General features: G+C 45.8%; 14 protein-coding genes and 1 pseudogene. 7 read left to right on the forward strand and 8 right to left on the reverse strand.

The annotated features are described in order from the left end of the window. Positions 1-21: 21 nt before the first annotated feature. The gene (gene tsaB / locus DYH48_RS11240) at positions 22-735 is read right to left on the reverse strand and encodes a tRNA (adenosine(37)-N6)-threonylcarbamoyltransferase complex dimerization subunit type 1 TsaB (protein WP_115334815.1); all 714 of its coding nucleotides are present in this window, start codon (positions 733-735) and stop codon (positions 22-24) included. 351 nt (positions 736-1086) lie between these two features. Between tsaB and hemB the strand changes: the two genes are divergently transcribed. Further along, positions 1087-2070: a porphobilinogen synthase gene (hemB, locus tag DYH48_RS11245; protein WP_115334816.1), complete on the forward strand. Its 984-nt coding sequence runs from the start codon at positions 1087-1089 to the stop codon at positions 2068-2070. A gap of 97 nt (positions 2071-2167) precedes the next feature. On the opposite strand, the gene DYH48_RS11250 is transcribed toward hemB, so the two are convergent. Beyond that, positions 2168-3073 (reverse strand): bifunctional methionine sulfoxide reductase B/A protein, encoded by a 906-nt coding sequence (locus DYH48_RS11250; protein WP_115334817.1) that lies wholly within the window; start codon positions 3071-3073, stop codon positions 2168-2170. A 395-nt stretch (positions 3074-3468) separates the two neighbouring features. On the opposite strand from DYH48_RS11250, the gene DYH48_RS11255 reads away from it, so the two are divergent. After that, positions 3469-4308: an isopenicillin N synthase family dioxygenase gene (locus DYH48_RS11255; protein WP_115334818.1), complete on the forward strand. Its 840-nt coding sequence runs from the start codon at positions 3469-3471 to the stop codon at positions 4306-4308. 151 nt (positions 4309-4459) lie between these two features. Beyond that, positions 4460-5401, forward strand: a complete 942-nt coding sequence (gene ylqF / locus DYH48_RS11260) for a ribosome biogenesis GTPase YlqF (protein WP_107947182.1) — start codon at positions 4460-4462, stop codon at positions 5399-5401. 190 nt (positions 5402-5591) lie between these two features. Here the strand turns inward: ylqF and DYH48_RS11265 are convergent, their stop codons facing one another. The 4 genes from DYH48_RS11265 to DYH48_RS11280 form a co-directional block, all read right to left on the reverse strand. Further along, on the reverse strand, positions 5592-6074 hold the full coding sequence (locus DYH48_RS11265; RefSeq protein ID WP_256613141.1) for a low molecular weight protein-tyrosine-phosphatase: 483 nt from the start codon (positions 6072-6074) through the stop codon (positions 5592-5594). 147 nt (positions 6075-6221) lie between these two features. Next, complete coding sequence (locus DYH48_RS11270; protein WP_115334820.1) at positions 6222-7478, reverse strand: Y-family DNA polymerase; 1257 nt, start codon at positions 7476-7478, stop codon at positions 6222-6224. Continuing rightward, the gene (locus tag DYH48_RS11275) at positions 7478-7885 is read right to left on the reverse strand and encodes a LexA family protein (RefSeq protein ID WP_107404054.1); all 408 of its coding nucleotides are present in this window, start codon (positions 7883-7885) and stop codon (positions 7478-7480) included. The genes DYH48_RS11270 and DYH48_RS11275 overlap by 1 nt, the downstream gene beginning before the upstream one ends. A gap of 60 nt (positions 7886-7945) precedes the next feature. Further along, positions 7946-8176 (reverse strand): hypothetical protein, encoded by a 231-nt coding sequence (locus tag DYH48_RS11280; protein WP_115334821.1) that lies wholly within the window; start codon positions 8174-8176, stop codon positions 7946-7948. Positions 8177-8501: 325 nt separating this feature from the next. Here DYH48_RS11280 and DYH48_RS11285 point away from each other — a divergent pair, with 325 nt between their 5' ends. From DYH48_RS11285 to DYH48_RS11300, 3 genes are all read left to right on the forward strand, one after another. Further along, a complete protein-coding gene (locus tag DYH48_RS11285) occupies positions 8502-9071 on the forward strand; it encodes an SOS response-associated peptidase (protein ID WP_115334822.1) in 570 nt (189 codons plus the stop codon). A 325-nt stretch (positions 9072-9396) separates the two neighbouring features. Then, complete coding sequence (locus DYH48_RS11295) at positions 9397-10287, forward strand: tyrosine-type recombinase/integrase (protein ID WP_115334422.1); 891 nt, start codon at positions 9397-9399, stop codon at positions 10285-10287. Then, on the forward strand, positions 10284-11369 hold the full coding sequence (locus tag DYH48_RS11300) for an IS91 family transposase (RefSeq protein WP_115334421.1): 1086 nt from the start codon (positions 10284-10286) through the stop codon (positions 11367-11369). The genes DYH48_RS11295 and DYH48_RS11300 overlap by 4 nt, the downstream gene beginning before the upstream one ends. Positions 11370-11628: 259 nt before the next feature. Here DYH48_RS11300 and DYH48_RS23610 read toward each other — a convergent pair whose 3' ends face one another. Next, complete coding sequence (locus DYH48_RS23610; protein WP_147287774.1) at positions 11629-12279, reverse strand: hypothetical protein; 651 nt, start codon at positions 12277-12279, stop codon at positions 11629-11631. 757 nt (positions 12280-13036) lie between these two features. Here DYH48_RS23610 and ltrA point away from each other — a divergent pair. Next, positions 13037-14017: pseudogene (gene ltrA, locus DYH48_RS11310) on the forward strand (group II intron reverse transcriptase/maturase); the annotation flags it as partial. 19 nt (positions 14018-14036) lie between these two features. On the opposite strand, the gene DYH48_RS11315 reads toward ltrA, so the two are convergent. Then, a protein-coding gene (locus tag DYH48_RS11315; RefSeq protein ID WP_115334824.1) for an IS3 family transposase occupies positions 14037-15220 on the reverse strand; the annotation gives its coding sequence in 2 pieces (ribosomal slippage) (positions 14037-14965 and positions 14965-15220; 1185 coding nt in all). Positions 15221-15389: the final 169 nt, after the last annotated feature.

Here is a 15389-nt window from a genome sequence, read left to right on the forward strand (position 1 = left end):
GATACTCAGGCAAAGAACAGCTTATTCACGACCGGGTAACTTTTCCCATGTGACTGTATCACGTAAATATACAGGTTCAAGCTCATCGACCGAAGTTGTCAGCCCTGCTTTGATACCTGTCTCAGCCAATATCAGCATAGCCCTTGCATCGGGATATTTCACGGCGTCGAGAGCTAAAATCCCTTTGCCGAGTGCCAGTAAATCAGGATAAGCATCAAAACCGGTGCCGCAAGCCACAATGGGCGCTTCAGTATCAAGCTGAAGTTGTACGTTGGCAGGCGCACTGACCACTTCTTTACCGACTAATGTCGCAATACCATCGACGGCCACAAACTGCCCCCAATACACTTCACCCATGCGCGCATCAATGGCACACAGCACTTGCTCGGCTTGATGCTCGCTAATGGCCATTTGTGCCATAGCCGCTAAGGTTGAAATACCAATCACAGGCAAATCTAACCCCAGTGCCAGACCTTGGGTCATGCTAGTGCAGATACGGATCCCCGTAAAACTGCCAGGACCACGACCATAGGCAATCGCCGCCACTTTATCTAAGCTAATGCCCGCTTGCTTGAGCACTGAATCGACCATAGGCAACAGACGCTGGCTGTGTTCACGCGGCGCATCGGCAAGTTCAGCATAAATCTGACCTTGATATTGCAGCGCAGCTGAGCAGGATTCGGTACAAGTGTCTAAGGCAAGAATACAAGCAGAGTGTTCGTGTGTTATTGTCATTTCAAAACCGGATTAGCGGGCAAGATTTCGCATCAAATTGACCATTTCGGTATTGTGCGAATATGCCATGAGTAAACTGGCGCAAATAATAACATCAAATGCCCGAAAACAAAGGGCTAAGCAAGCAAGTCAGCTAAAATAGCGCCCGCATGATATCCAGTAGCAAATCAGGACTTGATGGATTTATGTGATCTAAGTCAATGATCGATAAACTCATTAAGGAATACCGCCAGCTTGGGGAAACTTTTTCAACTTTGCTTGTCAGAGCAGACAAGTCTGGATTGAATTCATTCCTTGCCATTCCTTTACTATTGTACGATTGCATTAACCCGCCTTCGATAAGGATATTTCATGTTAAACACGCCTCCATTGCGTCGCCTAAGACGCTTACGTAGTTCAGAAGCGATGCGCGATCTGCTGCGCGAAACCCATATTTCGTTAAGCGATCTCATCCATCCCCTGTTCATTGAAGAGCACATCACCCACGCAGTGCCTATCTCCACGCTACCTGGCATCAGCCGTTTACCAGAGAGTGCACTGGCGGAAGAAGTACGCGAACTTTACGCCCTCGGGATCCGTTATGTAATGCCCTTTGGGATTTCGCACACTAAGGATGATAAAGGCAGCGACACATGGGATGACAATGGCTTGCTCGCCCGTATGGTGCGCACCATTAAAGCCGCCGTGCCTGAGATGATGGTGATCCCCGACATTTGTTTTTGTGAATACACAGATCACGGCCATTGCGGCGTGGTGCACAATAATGAAGTCTGCAACGACCTCACCGTCGAAAATTTAGTTAAGCAATCGATAACAGCCGCCAAAGCGGGCGCCGACATGTTAGCGCCATCGGCCATGATGGACGGTCAAGTGAAAGCCATTCGCCAAGGGCTTGATGCCGCAGGTTTTGAACATGTGGCGATTCTGGCTCACTCGGCAAAATTCGCCTCTTCCTTCTACGGTCCTTTTAGAGCCGCGGTCGATTGTGAACTCAGTGGTAACCGCAAGGGATATCAGCTTGATTATGCCAACGGTCGCCAAGCCCTGTTAGAAGCCTCATTAGATGAAGCCGAAGGCGCCGATATCCTGATGGTTAAACCGGGTACGCCCTACTTAGATGTGTTAAGCCGTTTAAGACAAGAAACCCACTTGCCACTCGCCGCCTATCAAGTCGGCGGCGAATATGCAGGCATCAAGTTTGCCGCCCTTGCAGGTGCGTTGGATGAGCGTGCAGTGGTGACAGAAACCTTTGTCGGCTTAAAGCGTGCGGGAGCGGATTTGATTGTCAGCTATTACACCAAACAATACGCCCAGTGGTTAGCCGAGAGTAGATAGTTACCTCGGTAACGACCGTTGCGGACATTAAAAAATCGATTAAAAACGCCACCTTTATCGGTGGCGTTTTTGTATTTAGCATCCTGCGTTGAATTGCTTAAGCTTTTTGCAATCGTGCAAACAAGGCTTTCACTTTTTCGACTTTAGGGCGCACGACCATCTGACAATAAGGTTGCTCACCGTGTAAAGCAAAGTAATCATTGTGATAATTTTCAGCGGGATAAAACGTCTCAAATGCTGACACTTGGGTCACAATAGGCGCATCAAAAACCTTAGCCGCCGCTAACTGAGTCAACATAGCGGTGGTTTGCTCAATCTGCTCGGCATTATGGGCAAACACCACAGAGCGATATTGTGGCCCCTTATCATTGCCTTGACGATTGAGCGTGGTCGGATCATGACTCTCAAAAAAGACCTGCAACAGCGTCGTAAAATCAATTTCCTCTGGGTTGAACTCGATATGCACCACCTCTGCATGGCCAGTTTGGCCCGAGCAAACCGATTTATAATCGGCGTCATGGGCATCACCGCCAGCATAGCCAGAAGTCACGTTCACCACGCCTTTTAGGCTTTTAAAAATCGCCTCGACGCACCAAAAACACCCAGCGCCAAAAGTTGCAAAGCTGTTCGATGCTGGTTCAACAGCATCATCCATCCCTTTGAAAACCATAGAAACGGAGTTAACACAGTGACGAATATTATTGGGGGTTAACATCTCACCTTCAAAAACATGGCCTAAATGGCCACCACACTGGCTACAGACAATCTCGGTTCTGCGGCCATCGGCGTCAACATGGCGAGTTACAGCGCCGGCGATTTCATCATCGAAAGCTGGCCAGCCACAATGGGCATTAAATTTATGCTCAGAGCGGTACAAGGGCGCATGGCATTTTTTGCATAAATACAAACCCTTGGCATCATGATCATAATACTCACCACTAAATGGTCGTTCAGTGCCTTTTTCTTCGATAACATAGCGTTCAAAATCGGTCAGTTTGTTCATATTAATGCCCTTTCGACTCACGTCGTTGTCTATTTTGATACTCTTTGATTAAGTTGATTAAGCAGCTGTTCCATAAAAAGCCAACATAAGACCCACTCCAAGCAAGATATCTTGCACTCGGCTTCAAAATGCGGCTGACATCAATCCCAATCACAACAAATCTAATCACAACACATCCAATAACCCATACTAACGGGTTTAACGGCTAAAATCTTGCCACTTAAGTCAGTCCTAATCTAAGCATTTAAATCAGTGCGCATTAAGCGACAGCATAAATGACCGAAAATACAGCAGTTGCTCTCACTCACCCTCGCGGAGTATTTGCACCCGCTCAAGCGCACGGCTACACTTGCTGCGGGTCAAATTACAACTAAATATAACAAGTAGAAACCACAATGAAATTAGAAACCATTGATTACCGCGCTGAAAACAGTGCCCAGCAATTCGTTGAATCACTTAGGGAAACTGGCTTTGGTGTTTTATCTAATCATCCGATTGATAAGCGCTTAGTTGAAGACATCTACACCGAGTGGCAAGCCTTTTTTAATTCAGAAGCCAAAAACGACTACATGTTTAAAAAGGAAACCCACGACGGTTTCTTCCCCGCATCGATTTCTGAAACTGCCAAAGGCAACACAGTCAAAGACATTAAAGAGTATTACCACGTGTACCCTTGGGGGCGGATCCCCGATTCACTGCGTGCCAATATTCTCGCCTATTATGACAAAGCCAACGCGCTAGCCGCTGAGCTTTTAGAGTGGATTGAAACCTACTCTCCAGAAGACGTAAAAGCCAAGTTTTCGATCCCATTGCCAGAAATGATCGCCAACAGCCAAAAAACCTTGCTGCGCATTCTGCATTACCCACCGATGACAGGCAGTGAAGAAATGGGCGCCATTCGCGCAGCAGCCCATGAAGATATTAACCTTATCACAGTGTTACCTGCGGCCAATGAGCCAGGGCTGCAAGTGAAAGCCAAAGATGGCACTTGGTTAGATGTCCCCAGCGATTTTGGCAGCATCATTATCAATATCGGTGACATGCTACAGGAAGCGTCTGGCGGTTATTTCCCATCGACGTCACATCGCGTCATCAATCCTGAAGGTACGGATAAAACCAAACCACGGATCTCTTTGCCGTTATTTTTGCATCCAAACCCTGCTGTCGTGCTGTCTGAGCGTTATACCGCCGACAGTTATTTGATGGAAAGACTGCGCGAGCTTGGCGTTATTTAACCCCCGAATACCGCCCATTAATCCGAGAGATAATCGCAAGAGACAGTCAAGGATTAAGCGATTAAAGCGCCTTAGGGCGCTTTTTTTATGACATTCGCCACCTTCAAGGTAGAATAGCCGTTCTTTAAGTTATTTAGGACAAGGCGTTATCATGGCAATTCAGTGGTATCCAGGGCATATGCACAAGGCACGCAAAGAGATTGAAGAGGCAATGCCTCAGGTCGATCTTGTTATCGAAGTGCTGGACGCGCGTATTCCCTACAGTAGCGAAAACCCCATGGTGGCTCAGCTTCGAGGCGACAAACCTTGTATCAAACTGCTCAATAAATCCGATCTGGCCGATCCAGAGATCACAGCGCAATGGATTGAATACTTAGAACGCGAACAAGGCGTAAAAGCCACCGCGATCACCACACTGCAAGCGGCAATGGTGAAAAAGATCCCTGATATCTGCCGTAAGTTAGTGCCGAGTCGCGATAAAACCGAAAAAGACATTCGCACTATGATCATGGGGATCCCCAACGTAGGGAAATCCACCATCATCAATACCTTAGCTGGCCGTGTTATCGCCAAAACCGGTAACGAACCTGCGGTCACCAAAACCCAGCAAAGGATCAATTTACGTAACGGTATCGTACTCTCGGACACCCCAGGGATTTTGTGGCCCAAAGTGGATAACGAAGCGAGCAGCTATCGCCTCGCCGTCACTGGCGCCATTAAAGATACTGCAATGGAATATGAAGATGTGGCCCTGTTCGCTGCTAAGTATTTCTTAACCGCTTATCCAAAAGAGATTTGTGAGCGCTATAACTTAAGTGAATTACCCAAGGATGATGTCGCACTTCTCGAGGAAATCGGCCGTAAACGTGGAGCGCTACGTCCCGGTGGTCGCATTGATATGCACAAGGCATCTGAGTTATTGCTGCATGAATACCGCTCAGGCAAAATCGGCCTCCTTTCGTTAGAAACGCCAGCGATGGCCGAGCTTGAGAAGATTGAAGTCGCCCGCATCATGGCCATAAAAGAAGCCGAGAAAGAAGCCAAACTGGCTAATGAAAAGCTGAAACGTTCAGGCAAACGCCATAACGACTAAATCAGCTTGCGACTCTGCGAGCGTTGAAAATAACGCGCGGAGTGTGTTGAAGATAAAGTGCTAATGACTTTATGTTTATGATCGTTACGTTAATTCATCAAGCTTAAAATTTAAGCCAGTATAGTAAATATGCTGGCTTTTTTATTTCCATAAACGAAGATGTCGCGTTAACAAACACTGTCACGCACAACTACTTTTGTGGACCACAGATCAACCTATCAAGCAAGGCATCCATACTCTGCTCTAATAAATCCAACACCAGTTCAAAGCCCTGATCGCCACCATAGTAAGGGTCCGGCACTTCTGTGACTTGCGTATCCGCATAGGAGAGCATTAAGTGTAACTTGTACTGATACTCGAGCGGACAACGGCTACGCAAATCCGCTAAATTGGCCTTATCCGCCGCCAAAATTAAATCAAAATGTTCAAAGTCGGCATCCACAACCTGCCGAGCCCGCATTCCATCGAAACTAAAACCCCGCTTTTCCCCCGCCGCCATAGCACGGCTATCAGGCCTATCCCCTTGGTGATAACCAATAGTACCCGCAGAGTCCACCTCAATATTAAGCCTGCGCTGCGCAACCTTAAAGCGACACACAGCTTCTGCCGTCGGTGAACGGCAGATATTGCCCATATAAACACAACAAACAAGATAAATGACAATAAAATCAATTAATTAAACACCATTTATGGTGTTTTTATAGAGAGCATTGAACAAATTTAAATGCTATTTTAATCAATTACTTATTTTGGGTTTTGGAGAGAGAAAGTGTGAATAATGCTCCTTAATAGGCCAAAACTAGACGTCTATTTCAACTAATCAACACTTTATCTCAGGCAGACAATGCCACTTGGTAGTGTATTGTGGCGTGAGCAGGTCGCGGCGCATGGCCCATTTTTGCTCGATACCTTGGGCGGCAATGAATAAGGTATCTGTACCATAACGTTGATTGATGCCATCGAGGGTCTTCATTAACGCCGGTTTGGCTTTTGAGGCATTGAATAAATCTAACTGGCCATGCTGGGTGCTAACTAAATCAATCAGACCTACACCGACTTTATAATAACGTACGCCTGCACGGAAAAGTTGAGATGCTGCTTGTGTCATACCTTGAGTGAGTTCAATGCTGCAATCGGTGGCGCAAGCAAAGTGCACTAAGGTCTTAAAGCCTGTTGGGCGTTCATCGTAGGGAGAATTGCTGGCAAACAACAACATGGTTTTACAGCTTGAACCTTGCTTACGCGCTTTCGCTGCAGCAATCGCCACATGCTTACTTAACGCTTGCATTAAATCCTCATACTCGGTAATACGCTCGCCCACACTACGAGTTGAAAATATTTGCTTCTTATCCGCCCTCGCCTCGTCCCATACTTTGCACGCTTGCCCATTGAGTTCACGCACAGTGCGTTCTATTTCAATACTAAATTGCTTTCGCGCTAAACCTGCAGGGATTTTGGCTAAGTCATAGGCGGTCTTGACGTTCATCAATTCAAGTTTTTTGCTTATCCTGCGCCCAATACCCCAGACATCACTCACATTCATTGATTGTAAAATTGAAATCCTGTCTTGTTCATTATCGATAACACACACACCCTGATAGCCAGGTAACTTCTTTGCCGCGTGATTGGCCGCTTTAGCCAGTGTGAGTGTTGAGCCTATGCCGACACAAACCGGCAAACGTGTCTCTTTCCAAACCGCTTTTCGAATCAACTGACCTTGGGCTCGCAAGCACTTAATGGCAGGGTAACTATTTTTAAAGGAGAGAAAGCTTTCATCAATCGAATAGACATGCTGCTCTGGTGCAAATCGGCCAATGATATTCATCATCTTTGCAGATAAATCGGCATAGAGTTCATAGTTACTTGAACAAACAATGACACCTAATTTCGTGCACAGGTCTTTGACTTGAAAGTATGGTGCAAACTTAGGCACACCCCGTTCTTTAGCTTGCTTGTTTGCCGCAACAATACAGCCATCGTTGTTGCTCAACACAATCATTGGCTTACCACGCCAATCAGGTCTAAATACCTGCTCGGCGCTGCAATAGAAACTGTTGGCGTCTACCAAGGCAAACATCAGATGTCAGCTAATAATGGACTTTGGCGATGGCAACGAACAGAACGAATAACAACCCCTTCTATCGTAAAGTTATCGTAATCGTGAATAGGCTGAGGTTGGTGCTGTTCATTCGATGACAGCAGCATGCGGTGCGTTTTATCGAGGATTTTACATACAAATTCACCGTTGAAATTGGCAACAATCACATCACCATGACGCGCGGTTTCTTGGCGGTCAACAATCAGTAAATCGCCATAAAAAATGCCCACTCCCTGCATTGAGTCACCTTTTGCGATACCAATAAAGGTCGCGCTGGGATGCACAACTAACAGCTCATCAAGGCTGAGACCCAACTGACTATATTCAGCTGCAGGGCTTTCGAAGCCAGTGATACCGGCACTGGCATAGATGGGGATAATACGCATAGTCAACACCACTGTTTTTATATACAGTAATTATAGGCGTTGTTAGCTAACTGGCAAGAATTATTGTGATGTTTCGATGTAACACCATTGGTTCTTTTCTTTATCAAACCCCACGTCAAAATTCACCGCGGTGGTGTCACCCGTCTGGTCTCTCTTTGCAACGATATCATTTAGTTCAGATAAATCATCAACACAGGTAAGTTCCGACAACTGCACCAGAAACAAAATTAAGAAGCTAAAAGCAGTTAAAAGTAATGTTATGACAAAGACTCGCACTGGTCTGAAGAGCATGGTTCTGCTTTCCTTTGCAAATTAAAAACCCTGTTCAGCTACGTTGAAATGTAGTAACAGCAGGTCAAAAATGCAAAATCAATCAAGATGACCCATTTTTCATTACGCTTGTTCTAGTGTCTGTCTTCGCCAATACTCAAGTGGCTCGATTTACTCTGCTGTAATCCCTGCATAAACAATGACATTAGCTTTACAACAGACAAGGAATGGACAGTTCATGGCTGCTTAATTCGTGAGAGGTACAGTCTAGGCTTTTGTGGCGCTCGTACTGATTTTTTACTTAGTCTATTGTGTATAAAGATAGAAATAATGAGGAATTAGCCTAATGTGCGGACGAATAAGCATTGATAGTTTTCTCGCTAATACGGTATCCCTTCAACTGGGTGTGCTATTTAATCCACAAATCAACCTTGATTTACGCCCTACCGAACAAGTTTCGGTGATTATGATGGCCGATAGCCAGCTTCAGCAGCTAGATTGTACCTGGGGAATAAAGCCTGCTTGGTCGAAAAAGCTATTGATTAATGCACAGGCTGAAACCGTGCGAGAAAAGAAAACGTTTGCTTCCGCATTTGCGAGTCTCCGCTGCGTTGTACCCTGCTCTGGTTGGTATGAATGGCGCGAGGAAGGTAAAAAACAAAAACAGAAATATCTGTTTAGTCATGCTAAAGGAGAGCCTCTTTACATGGCCGGAATATGCTATCCAAACGCAGAGTTTACCCAGCTGGTCACATTAACGACTGAGCCCACAGAAAAGTGCAAAGCCTATCATGGCAGAATGCCCCTACTGATCAGCCCATTTGAAATTGATTTTTGGCTTCAAACTGAAGCGGTGATGCTAGAGGCACTGCTCTACCACCCCGAAAATATCAATATCGCAATCCATGCAAACTAAATTTCTATAAAGTAAAAAATAAAGAACTCATTTGGGGACATTTCCGAGTTAGAACATCAGTTCTAACTCATGAATTTCGGATAATAACTTCTATGGATTAATGCTCAATTAAGGCGTGAACCACGCTACCACACAACTCAATTTGAACGCCATAAACACTGAACTAGACCCAAATCCAAAATGCCAAGCGTGGTGAATCACTCTTAAATTGTTTGTTGAACGAAGCCGCTTTGCGGCAGGAACAAGATAAAGCCATCCTTTTGCCCCTCATCCTAAATACTTGCTAGACGCGACCTGCTTCGGTCGCAAACCTAGGAGTATCATCATGGACATTCACGAACAACAACGCTTTGATTTACTTTATGAACAACATCTTACCAACTTAACCTTGCAAGGCAAGCGGCCTGCAACCATTGATGCCTATAGCCGAGCTATACGCCGTATTGCGGCATATTTTGACTGCTGCCCCGATACCCTGACCACCGATGATTTAAAACGCTATTTTGCTGATTTGATTGCCTCACATTCATGGAGCACCGTCAAACTCGATCGCAACGGTTTGCAGTTTTTCTACTTTCACGTCCTCAATAAATCTTGGCAGTGGCTTAATATTGTTAAGCCACCACAGGTGAAACACCTGCCCGATATCCTGACGCCCTGCGAGGTCGCGATGGTTATCAGCCTCACGCGTCAACTGCGTTATCAGGTTTGTTTCTTAACCCTGTACAGCATGGGATTGCGCCTTGGTGAAGCGATTTCATTGCAGGTCGGGGATATTGATGCAGGACTCATGCAGGTGCATATCCGTGATGCTAAAGGTGGCAAGGATAGACTGGTGCCGTTACCTCAACGCACCTTGTTAGCTTTACGCTATTATTGGCGCACCCACCGTCATCCTCGTTTGTTGTTTCCGGGTAAAGATAATCAACCTGATTCACTCATGGACAGAGGCGGGCTCCAAAAAGCCATGAAGCAAGTCATTTCCGAGTGCAACATTCATAAAGCCATCAGCCCGCACAGTCTACGCCACAGTTATGCCACCCATTTACTGGAGCAAGGACTCGATTTGCGCTCAGTGCAAACACTGCTTGGCCATCACAGCCTGAATACCACCGCCCGTTACACGCGGCTCACTGATATCACCCGTAAAAATACCTGTGAGGCAATTAACCAACTGACCAACGACTTAGCTTTGAGGTGGGAGTGTGGGTTATGAGCCAGTTTATCGATATTTTACGCCAACATCTGGCGGATTTTCGGCGGCGTTATGCCCATCAAATCACCCCAGAAATACATGCTGCTATCCATGCCATGCTCAGCTGTCGTTGCAACACGGCGAGGGTGAGTTGCTGGGATTGTCAAACCTGCGAGCAACAGCTTGAGTTTCCGCTCTCTTGTGGTCATCGTAGTTGCCCACAGTGCCAACACGGCACCACATGTGACTGGCTGAGTAAACAACAAGCCAAGTTATTACCGGTGAATTATTTTATGGTGACCTTTACCTTGCCGTTTGAATTAAGAGCCATAGCGAAGTCGCAACCCGAGCCGTTCTATCACGCCATGTTTACCGTGGCAGCGAGTGTACTCAAAGACTTTGCCGCACGCTCCCCTAAGCTCAGTGGTGACATCGGCTTCACCGGCGTACTGCATACTCACAGTCGGCGCAGAGACTACCATCCACATCTGCACTTCATTATCCCAGCAGGGAGCTACCACTCAGGCAAGCGGCAATGGCGCAAGTGTCAAACCCATTACTTATTTAACGCCTTTAATCTTGCCAAGGTGTGGCGAGCACGTTTACTGGCTTATCTGAGTGACACGCTTCAGCTTAAACTGCCACATCAATCCCAGTCGAAATGGGTGGTCGATTGTCAGTTCGTCGGTAAAGGTGCTCCTGCACTGCAATATCTGTCGCGCTACCTTTATCGGGGCGTTTTACCCGACAGCAGTATTTGTCGTCATGTCGATAATCAGGTGAGCTTTACCTATCAAGACAGTCAGACTCGCTGCCAACAAGTACGCAGCTTGCCCGCGGTCGAATTTCTGTGGTTGATATTACAACATGTGTTACCCAAAGGATTACGGCGAGTACGAGACTATGGCTTACTGCGAGGCAATGCCAAAAAGCTACGGCAACAAATCCAACTAATGTTGGCTGTCGCAGGTGCAGTGTTCCCCATGTTACCTGAGGTCAAACGTACCTTAGCCGTGCGCTATTGCCCTTGCTGCCATCAAGCTATGCATTTTATGGGTGTTCATATGCGTCATCGACCGACAGGCGCTAATATCACCGCTTAAGGCGAGAAGTATAAGGATAACGGGTTAACCAAACAGAATGAGGACTCGATAACAGCTTGATGAACAAGTGATAAAAATATTAGCTCGTTCGCTAAGGGCGGGTCATGTCTGCAAAAAAGTCTCTTTCAAAGTACGACCTTAGCACCCTCAAATTCTCAATCAGCTATTTGCATAATAAAGTGTCAACAACCAGCATCGGGCTTGTTCAACACTTGGGATAAGGTCGCGGCTACGCGCGGCCTATCCTTATTTGTTATATTTATTTTTCGATATCCGGCAGTGCTGTCGGATCAAAGATAATTCTATGCTGTGCGGGGTTTCGAGTGCACATTAATAGGTGCTCTCTCTGGTTTTTGGGTCCAACCATTCTCAAATTCATTTCAGAACCACACCAAGGGCACTCAGCGGATATTTTTGTGATATAGATTTTACCAGAAGTGCCAATTTCTAAGTTTTTTAACCCACTCAAATGCTCAAACCTTCTGCGAGGAAGCACCATGCTTAAGATCAGCATTGAAAAGCAAATGCCAAAGAATAAAAAAACAATTGGCTGTATGGAGGATAAACTGGTTGTAAAAAAAGGTATAAACAAACCTATTATGCTAGCTAAACTTCCCCAAGCGCCAAGCTTTTTAAATGTAGAACTTTTGGCTAAAGCACCATCGCTTGTCCATGGTAGATTTACAAACTCACGCTTAAGATTAAGTAATTCAGGGTCAATATTGTTTGAATTATTTATATTATCTCCAATATGGATATTACTATTATTAATCTCTGAGCCAATTGTATTTACGCTTTGATCACCTGATTGAATAACATGTCCAGATGAGTTTCTAGGACTGCCGCACCCAGCACAAAACTTATGGTTTTCACCAAATTCCGTTTGACAATTTGTGCAATATTTCAACATTACCCCCTTTAAGTATAACGCCTGTGTAATTTGCGCATTGAAACGCAGCGTAAATGCGTCAAATTAACACACTTGTGTACGCCCAGCATGGGCATGAACTTATGAGGTGAAAGTCCTCTGTAGGAAGGTCACCGTTCAATAACATCCTGTTATTAAACGTTAACTACTAGCGAATGGCAAGGGCTTATCATTGATGATTGGTTTGAAGGAAGCCGCTAGCAAATTTGCGAGCTGATGAACAAGAACATCATATGAGGCGTAGGCTAGAGGTGAGTTGGCAGGGCCTCCCCCACGAAGTAAGGGGACAAGACGACGAAACCACGTGATCTAATGGCCACCGTAAATGATGCAGCAGTGCAAAGAAAGTTCATGTTCTTATCTGGAGAGATCTGCTTAACACGCGATCGGTCATTAACCAGTCAGGCTCTGATTTATAAGTGCCTTGGCTTTTCAGTGTCATCGACTGAAAAGAGCGAACCAGATGAAAACCGATAGCGCATGACGGGGCAACTCGGCATGTGATTAAGCAGAAGTCAGCAGACGGCATAGTAGCCCAACGCCCATCGTAATTGATGGGACATGGTGAAGGCCTGAACATTTAGAAGAAGGAAGAGTCTTGTCAAACTTGTTGATTCCCACTACGTCGCCAGACGATTACTATCATCAGCGTATTGATATGCAACCAGCCTTCAACAGCGATTTATTCCAACAACGGCTTCAGCCTGAGAATCTACACCGAGCTTAGCGTCAGGTTAAAGCCAATAATGGCGCGGCTGGTATCGATGGCATGACCATCGAAGCCTTCCCGCTTTGGGTGCAGCAAGGCGGTTGGCAACAGTGTAAATCTCAACTTGAGTTAGATGAATATCAACCCTCAGCAGTCAGACGCGTAGAGATCGACAAACCCGATGGCGGTAAACGCAAACTGGGTATCCCTAACGTCATTGATCGTGTGATACAGCAATCGATTGCTCAAATTCTCAGGCCGTTGTTTGACCCTTTCTTCTCGGCTAATAGCTTCGGCTTTAGACCAAATAGGAATGCCAAACAAGCAGTCTTGCAAGTCAGGGATATCATCAAACATAAACGCAAATTTGCCGTCGATGTTGATCTGTCCAAGTTCTTTGATCGAGTAAATCATGATCTCTTAATGACTCAGTTAATGATCAAGGTACAGGATAAGCGTCTGCTGGCGCTTATTGGTAAATACCCGCGTGCTGGCGTGATGATCAACGACCAATTTGAAGCAAGCTTCGAAGGCGTACCTCAGGGCGGCCCACTCTCACCATTACTATCAAACATCATGTTGGATAGTCTGGATAAAGAGCTGGAAAGCAGAGGGCATCACTTCGCCCGCTACGCGGATGACTTTATCATCTTGGTCAAGTCTCAACGAGCGGTCGAACGTGTCCTCAAGAGTATTACTCGCTATCTTGCCACTAAGCTAAAACTGGTTGTTAACGAACAGAAAAGCCAAGTGGTTAAGGTAGGCCAAAGCAAGTTTCTAGGGTTTACCTTTAACCGCGGAAAGATCCAGTGGCATGTCAAAACACTGCACATCTTCAAACAAAAGATAAGACGACTGACAAACCGCAATTGGGGCGTGAGCATGAGCTATCAGTTGTTTAAAGTGCGGCAATATATGCAAGGCTGGATCAACTACTTTGGCATAGCCAACGCTTACCAAGGGTGTGTCGATTTAGACCACTGGATCCGTCGTCGAGTACGTATGTGCTAATGGCGTCAATGTGTAGTGATCAACTAAATTTGGCCACAGCTTTAGAATCTTCCCAAAATCTTCGCTCCGATTCATTTGGGCTCAATCCTGCATTGTAATGATGTGGCCTAACTTCACAGTAATAACCAATGATGTAATCGGTCACATCTTGTTTAGCTTCGCTAAAACTCTTGTAGCCTTGTATCGGGAGCCATTCCGTTTTTAAACTTCTGAAAAACCTTTCCATTGGCGCATTATCCCAGCAGTTACCGCGACGGCTCATGCTCTGGCTGATTTGATATTTCCACAGCCGCTGACGGTATTTCAGGCTGGTATAATGGCAGCCTTGATCTGAATGAAATATCAAGTTTTTAGGCTTCCCACGAGATTCAAAGGCCATATCTAAGGCCTTCACCGTTAACTCAGTATCCGGTGAAAATGACATCGCCCAACCGATGGCTTTTCTCGAAAATAAATCCAGCACAACCGCTAAATAACACCAACGATTACCCGCCAAAATATACGTCACATCGCCACACCAAACGGTGTTTGGTTCGACAACTGCAAATTGTCGTTTGAGTACATTTGGGATGGTCACATGCTCATTTTCAGCCTTCTTATAGCGATGCTTGGATTGTTGGCAACTCACTAAGCCAAGCTTTTTCATTAACCGAGTCGCCCGATAACGGCTTAACGTAAAGCCACGTTCAGAAGCGATGGTGGCTATACTTCGCGCACCCGCAGACTCCTTACTTTCAGCATGTATCGCTTTGATTTCACATTCTAAACGCCGCTGCTCAGGCGTCACCACAAGCTCACAGCTTGCCCAATAACGGTAGCTACTTCGGTTCACGTTGAATACGTGACATAACACTGAAATAGGGTATTTATTGCTCTGATTGAGTTTCTCGATTATCGAGAAGTGTTCAGCGAGTCCGACATCAATAGAGCCGTAGCCTTTTTTAAGATTTCTTTCTCGAGATTTATCCGCTCAATTTCACGTTTAAGTGCCCTGATTTCAATCTGCTCAGGTGTCATGGGTGAGGCTTTAGGAGCAAGCCCTTGGCGCTCAACCTGAAGCTGTGTTACCCACTTACTGACTGTCGATTTACCCACGTTCATGGCTTTCGCGGCCGCTTCTTGTGTGTAACCTTGATCTATGACTAATTGAGCTGTTTCAAGCTTAATGGCGGCGCTATATCGTGCACGTTTACTTTTATTCATGTTGTCACCTAAATGGGTTATGAGGGGATCATAACATTTCTTATTAGGTGGCCAAATTCACTATGCCACTACAATGGCGAAAGCCACGGACTAAGGTACAGAATTTACTTAAGCGGGGTGTCAGGATCCAAGCTGCCGTTGCTTGTGGGATCACAAGTAAAGGTCCATG

The sequence above is a fragment of the Shewanella baltica genome (assembly GCF_900456975.1).
In the GTDB taxonomy this organism is placed as follows: domain Bacteria; phylum Pseudomonadota; class Gammaproteobacteria; order Enterobacterales; family Shewanellaceae; genus Shewanella; species Shewanella baltica.

What these genes read in the sequence shown, in the direction of transcription:
- DYH48_RS23610 (WP_147287774.1), bottom strand. Translation starts at nt 12,279, where the DNA reads ATGTTGAAATATTGCACAAATTGTCAAACGGAATTTGGTGAAAACCAT.
- DYH48_RS11300 (WP_115334421.1), top strand. Translation starts at nt 10,284, where the DNA reads ATGAGCCAGTTTATCGATATTTTACGCCAACATCTGGCGGATTTTCGG.
- hemB (WP_115334816.1), top strand. Translation starts at nt 1,087, where the DNA reads ATGTTAAACACGCCTCCATTGCGTCGCCTAAGACGCTTACGTAGTTCA.
- DYH48_RS11285 (WP_115334822.1), top strand. Translation starts at nt 8,502, where the DNA reads ATGTGCGGACGAATAAGCATTGATAGTTTTCTCGCTAATACGGTATCC.
- DYH48_RS11270 (WP_115334820.1), bottom strand. Translation starts at nt 7,478, where the DNA reads ATGTTTGCCTTGGTAGACGCCAACAGTTTCTATTGCAGCGCCGAGCAG.
- DYH48_RS11250 (WP_115334817.1), bottom strand. Translation starts at nt 3,073, where the DNA reads ATGAACAAACTGACCGATTTTGAACGCTATGTTATCGAAGAAAAAGGC.
- tsaB (WP_115334815.1), bottom strand. Translation starts at nt 735, where the DNA reads ATGACAATAACACACGAACACTCTGCTTGTATTCTTGCCTTAGACACT.
- DYH48_RS11295 (WP_115334422.1), top strand. Translation starts at nt 9,397, where the DNA reads ATGGACATTCACGAACAACAACGCTTTGATTTACTTTATGAACAACAT.
- DYH48_RS11280 (WP_115334821.1), bottom strand. Translation starts at nt 8,176, where the DNA reads ATGCTCTTCAGACCAGTGCGAGTCTTTGTCATAACATTACTTTTAACT.
- DYH48_RS11275 (WP_107404054.1), bottom strand. Translation starts at nt 7,885, where the DNA reads ATGCGTATTATCCCCATCTATGCCAGTGCCGGTATCACTGGCTTCGAA.
- DYH48_RS11255 (WP_115334818.1), top strand. Translation starts at nt 3,469, where the DNA reads ATGAAATTAGAAACCATTGATTACCGCGCTGAAAACAGTGCCCAGCAA.
- ylqF (WP_107947182.1), top strand. Translation starts at nt 4,460, where the DNA reads ATGGCAATTCAGTGGTATCCAGGGCATATGCACAAGGCACGCAAAGAG.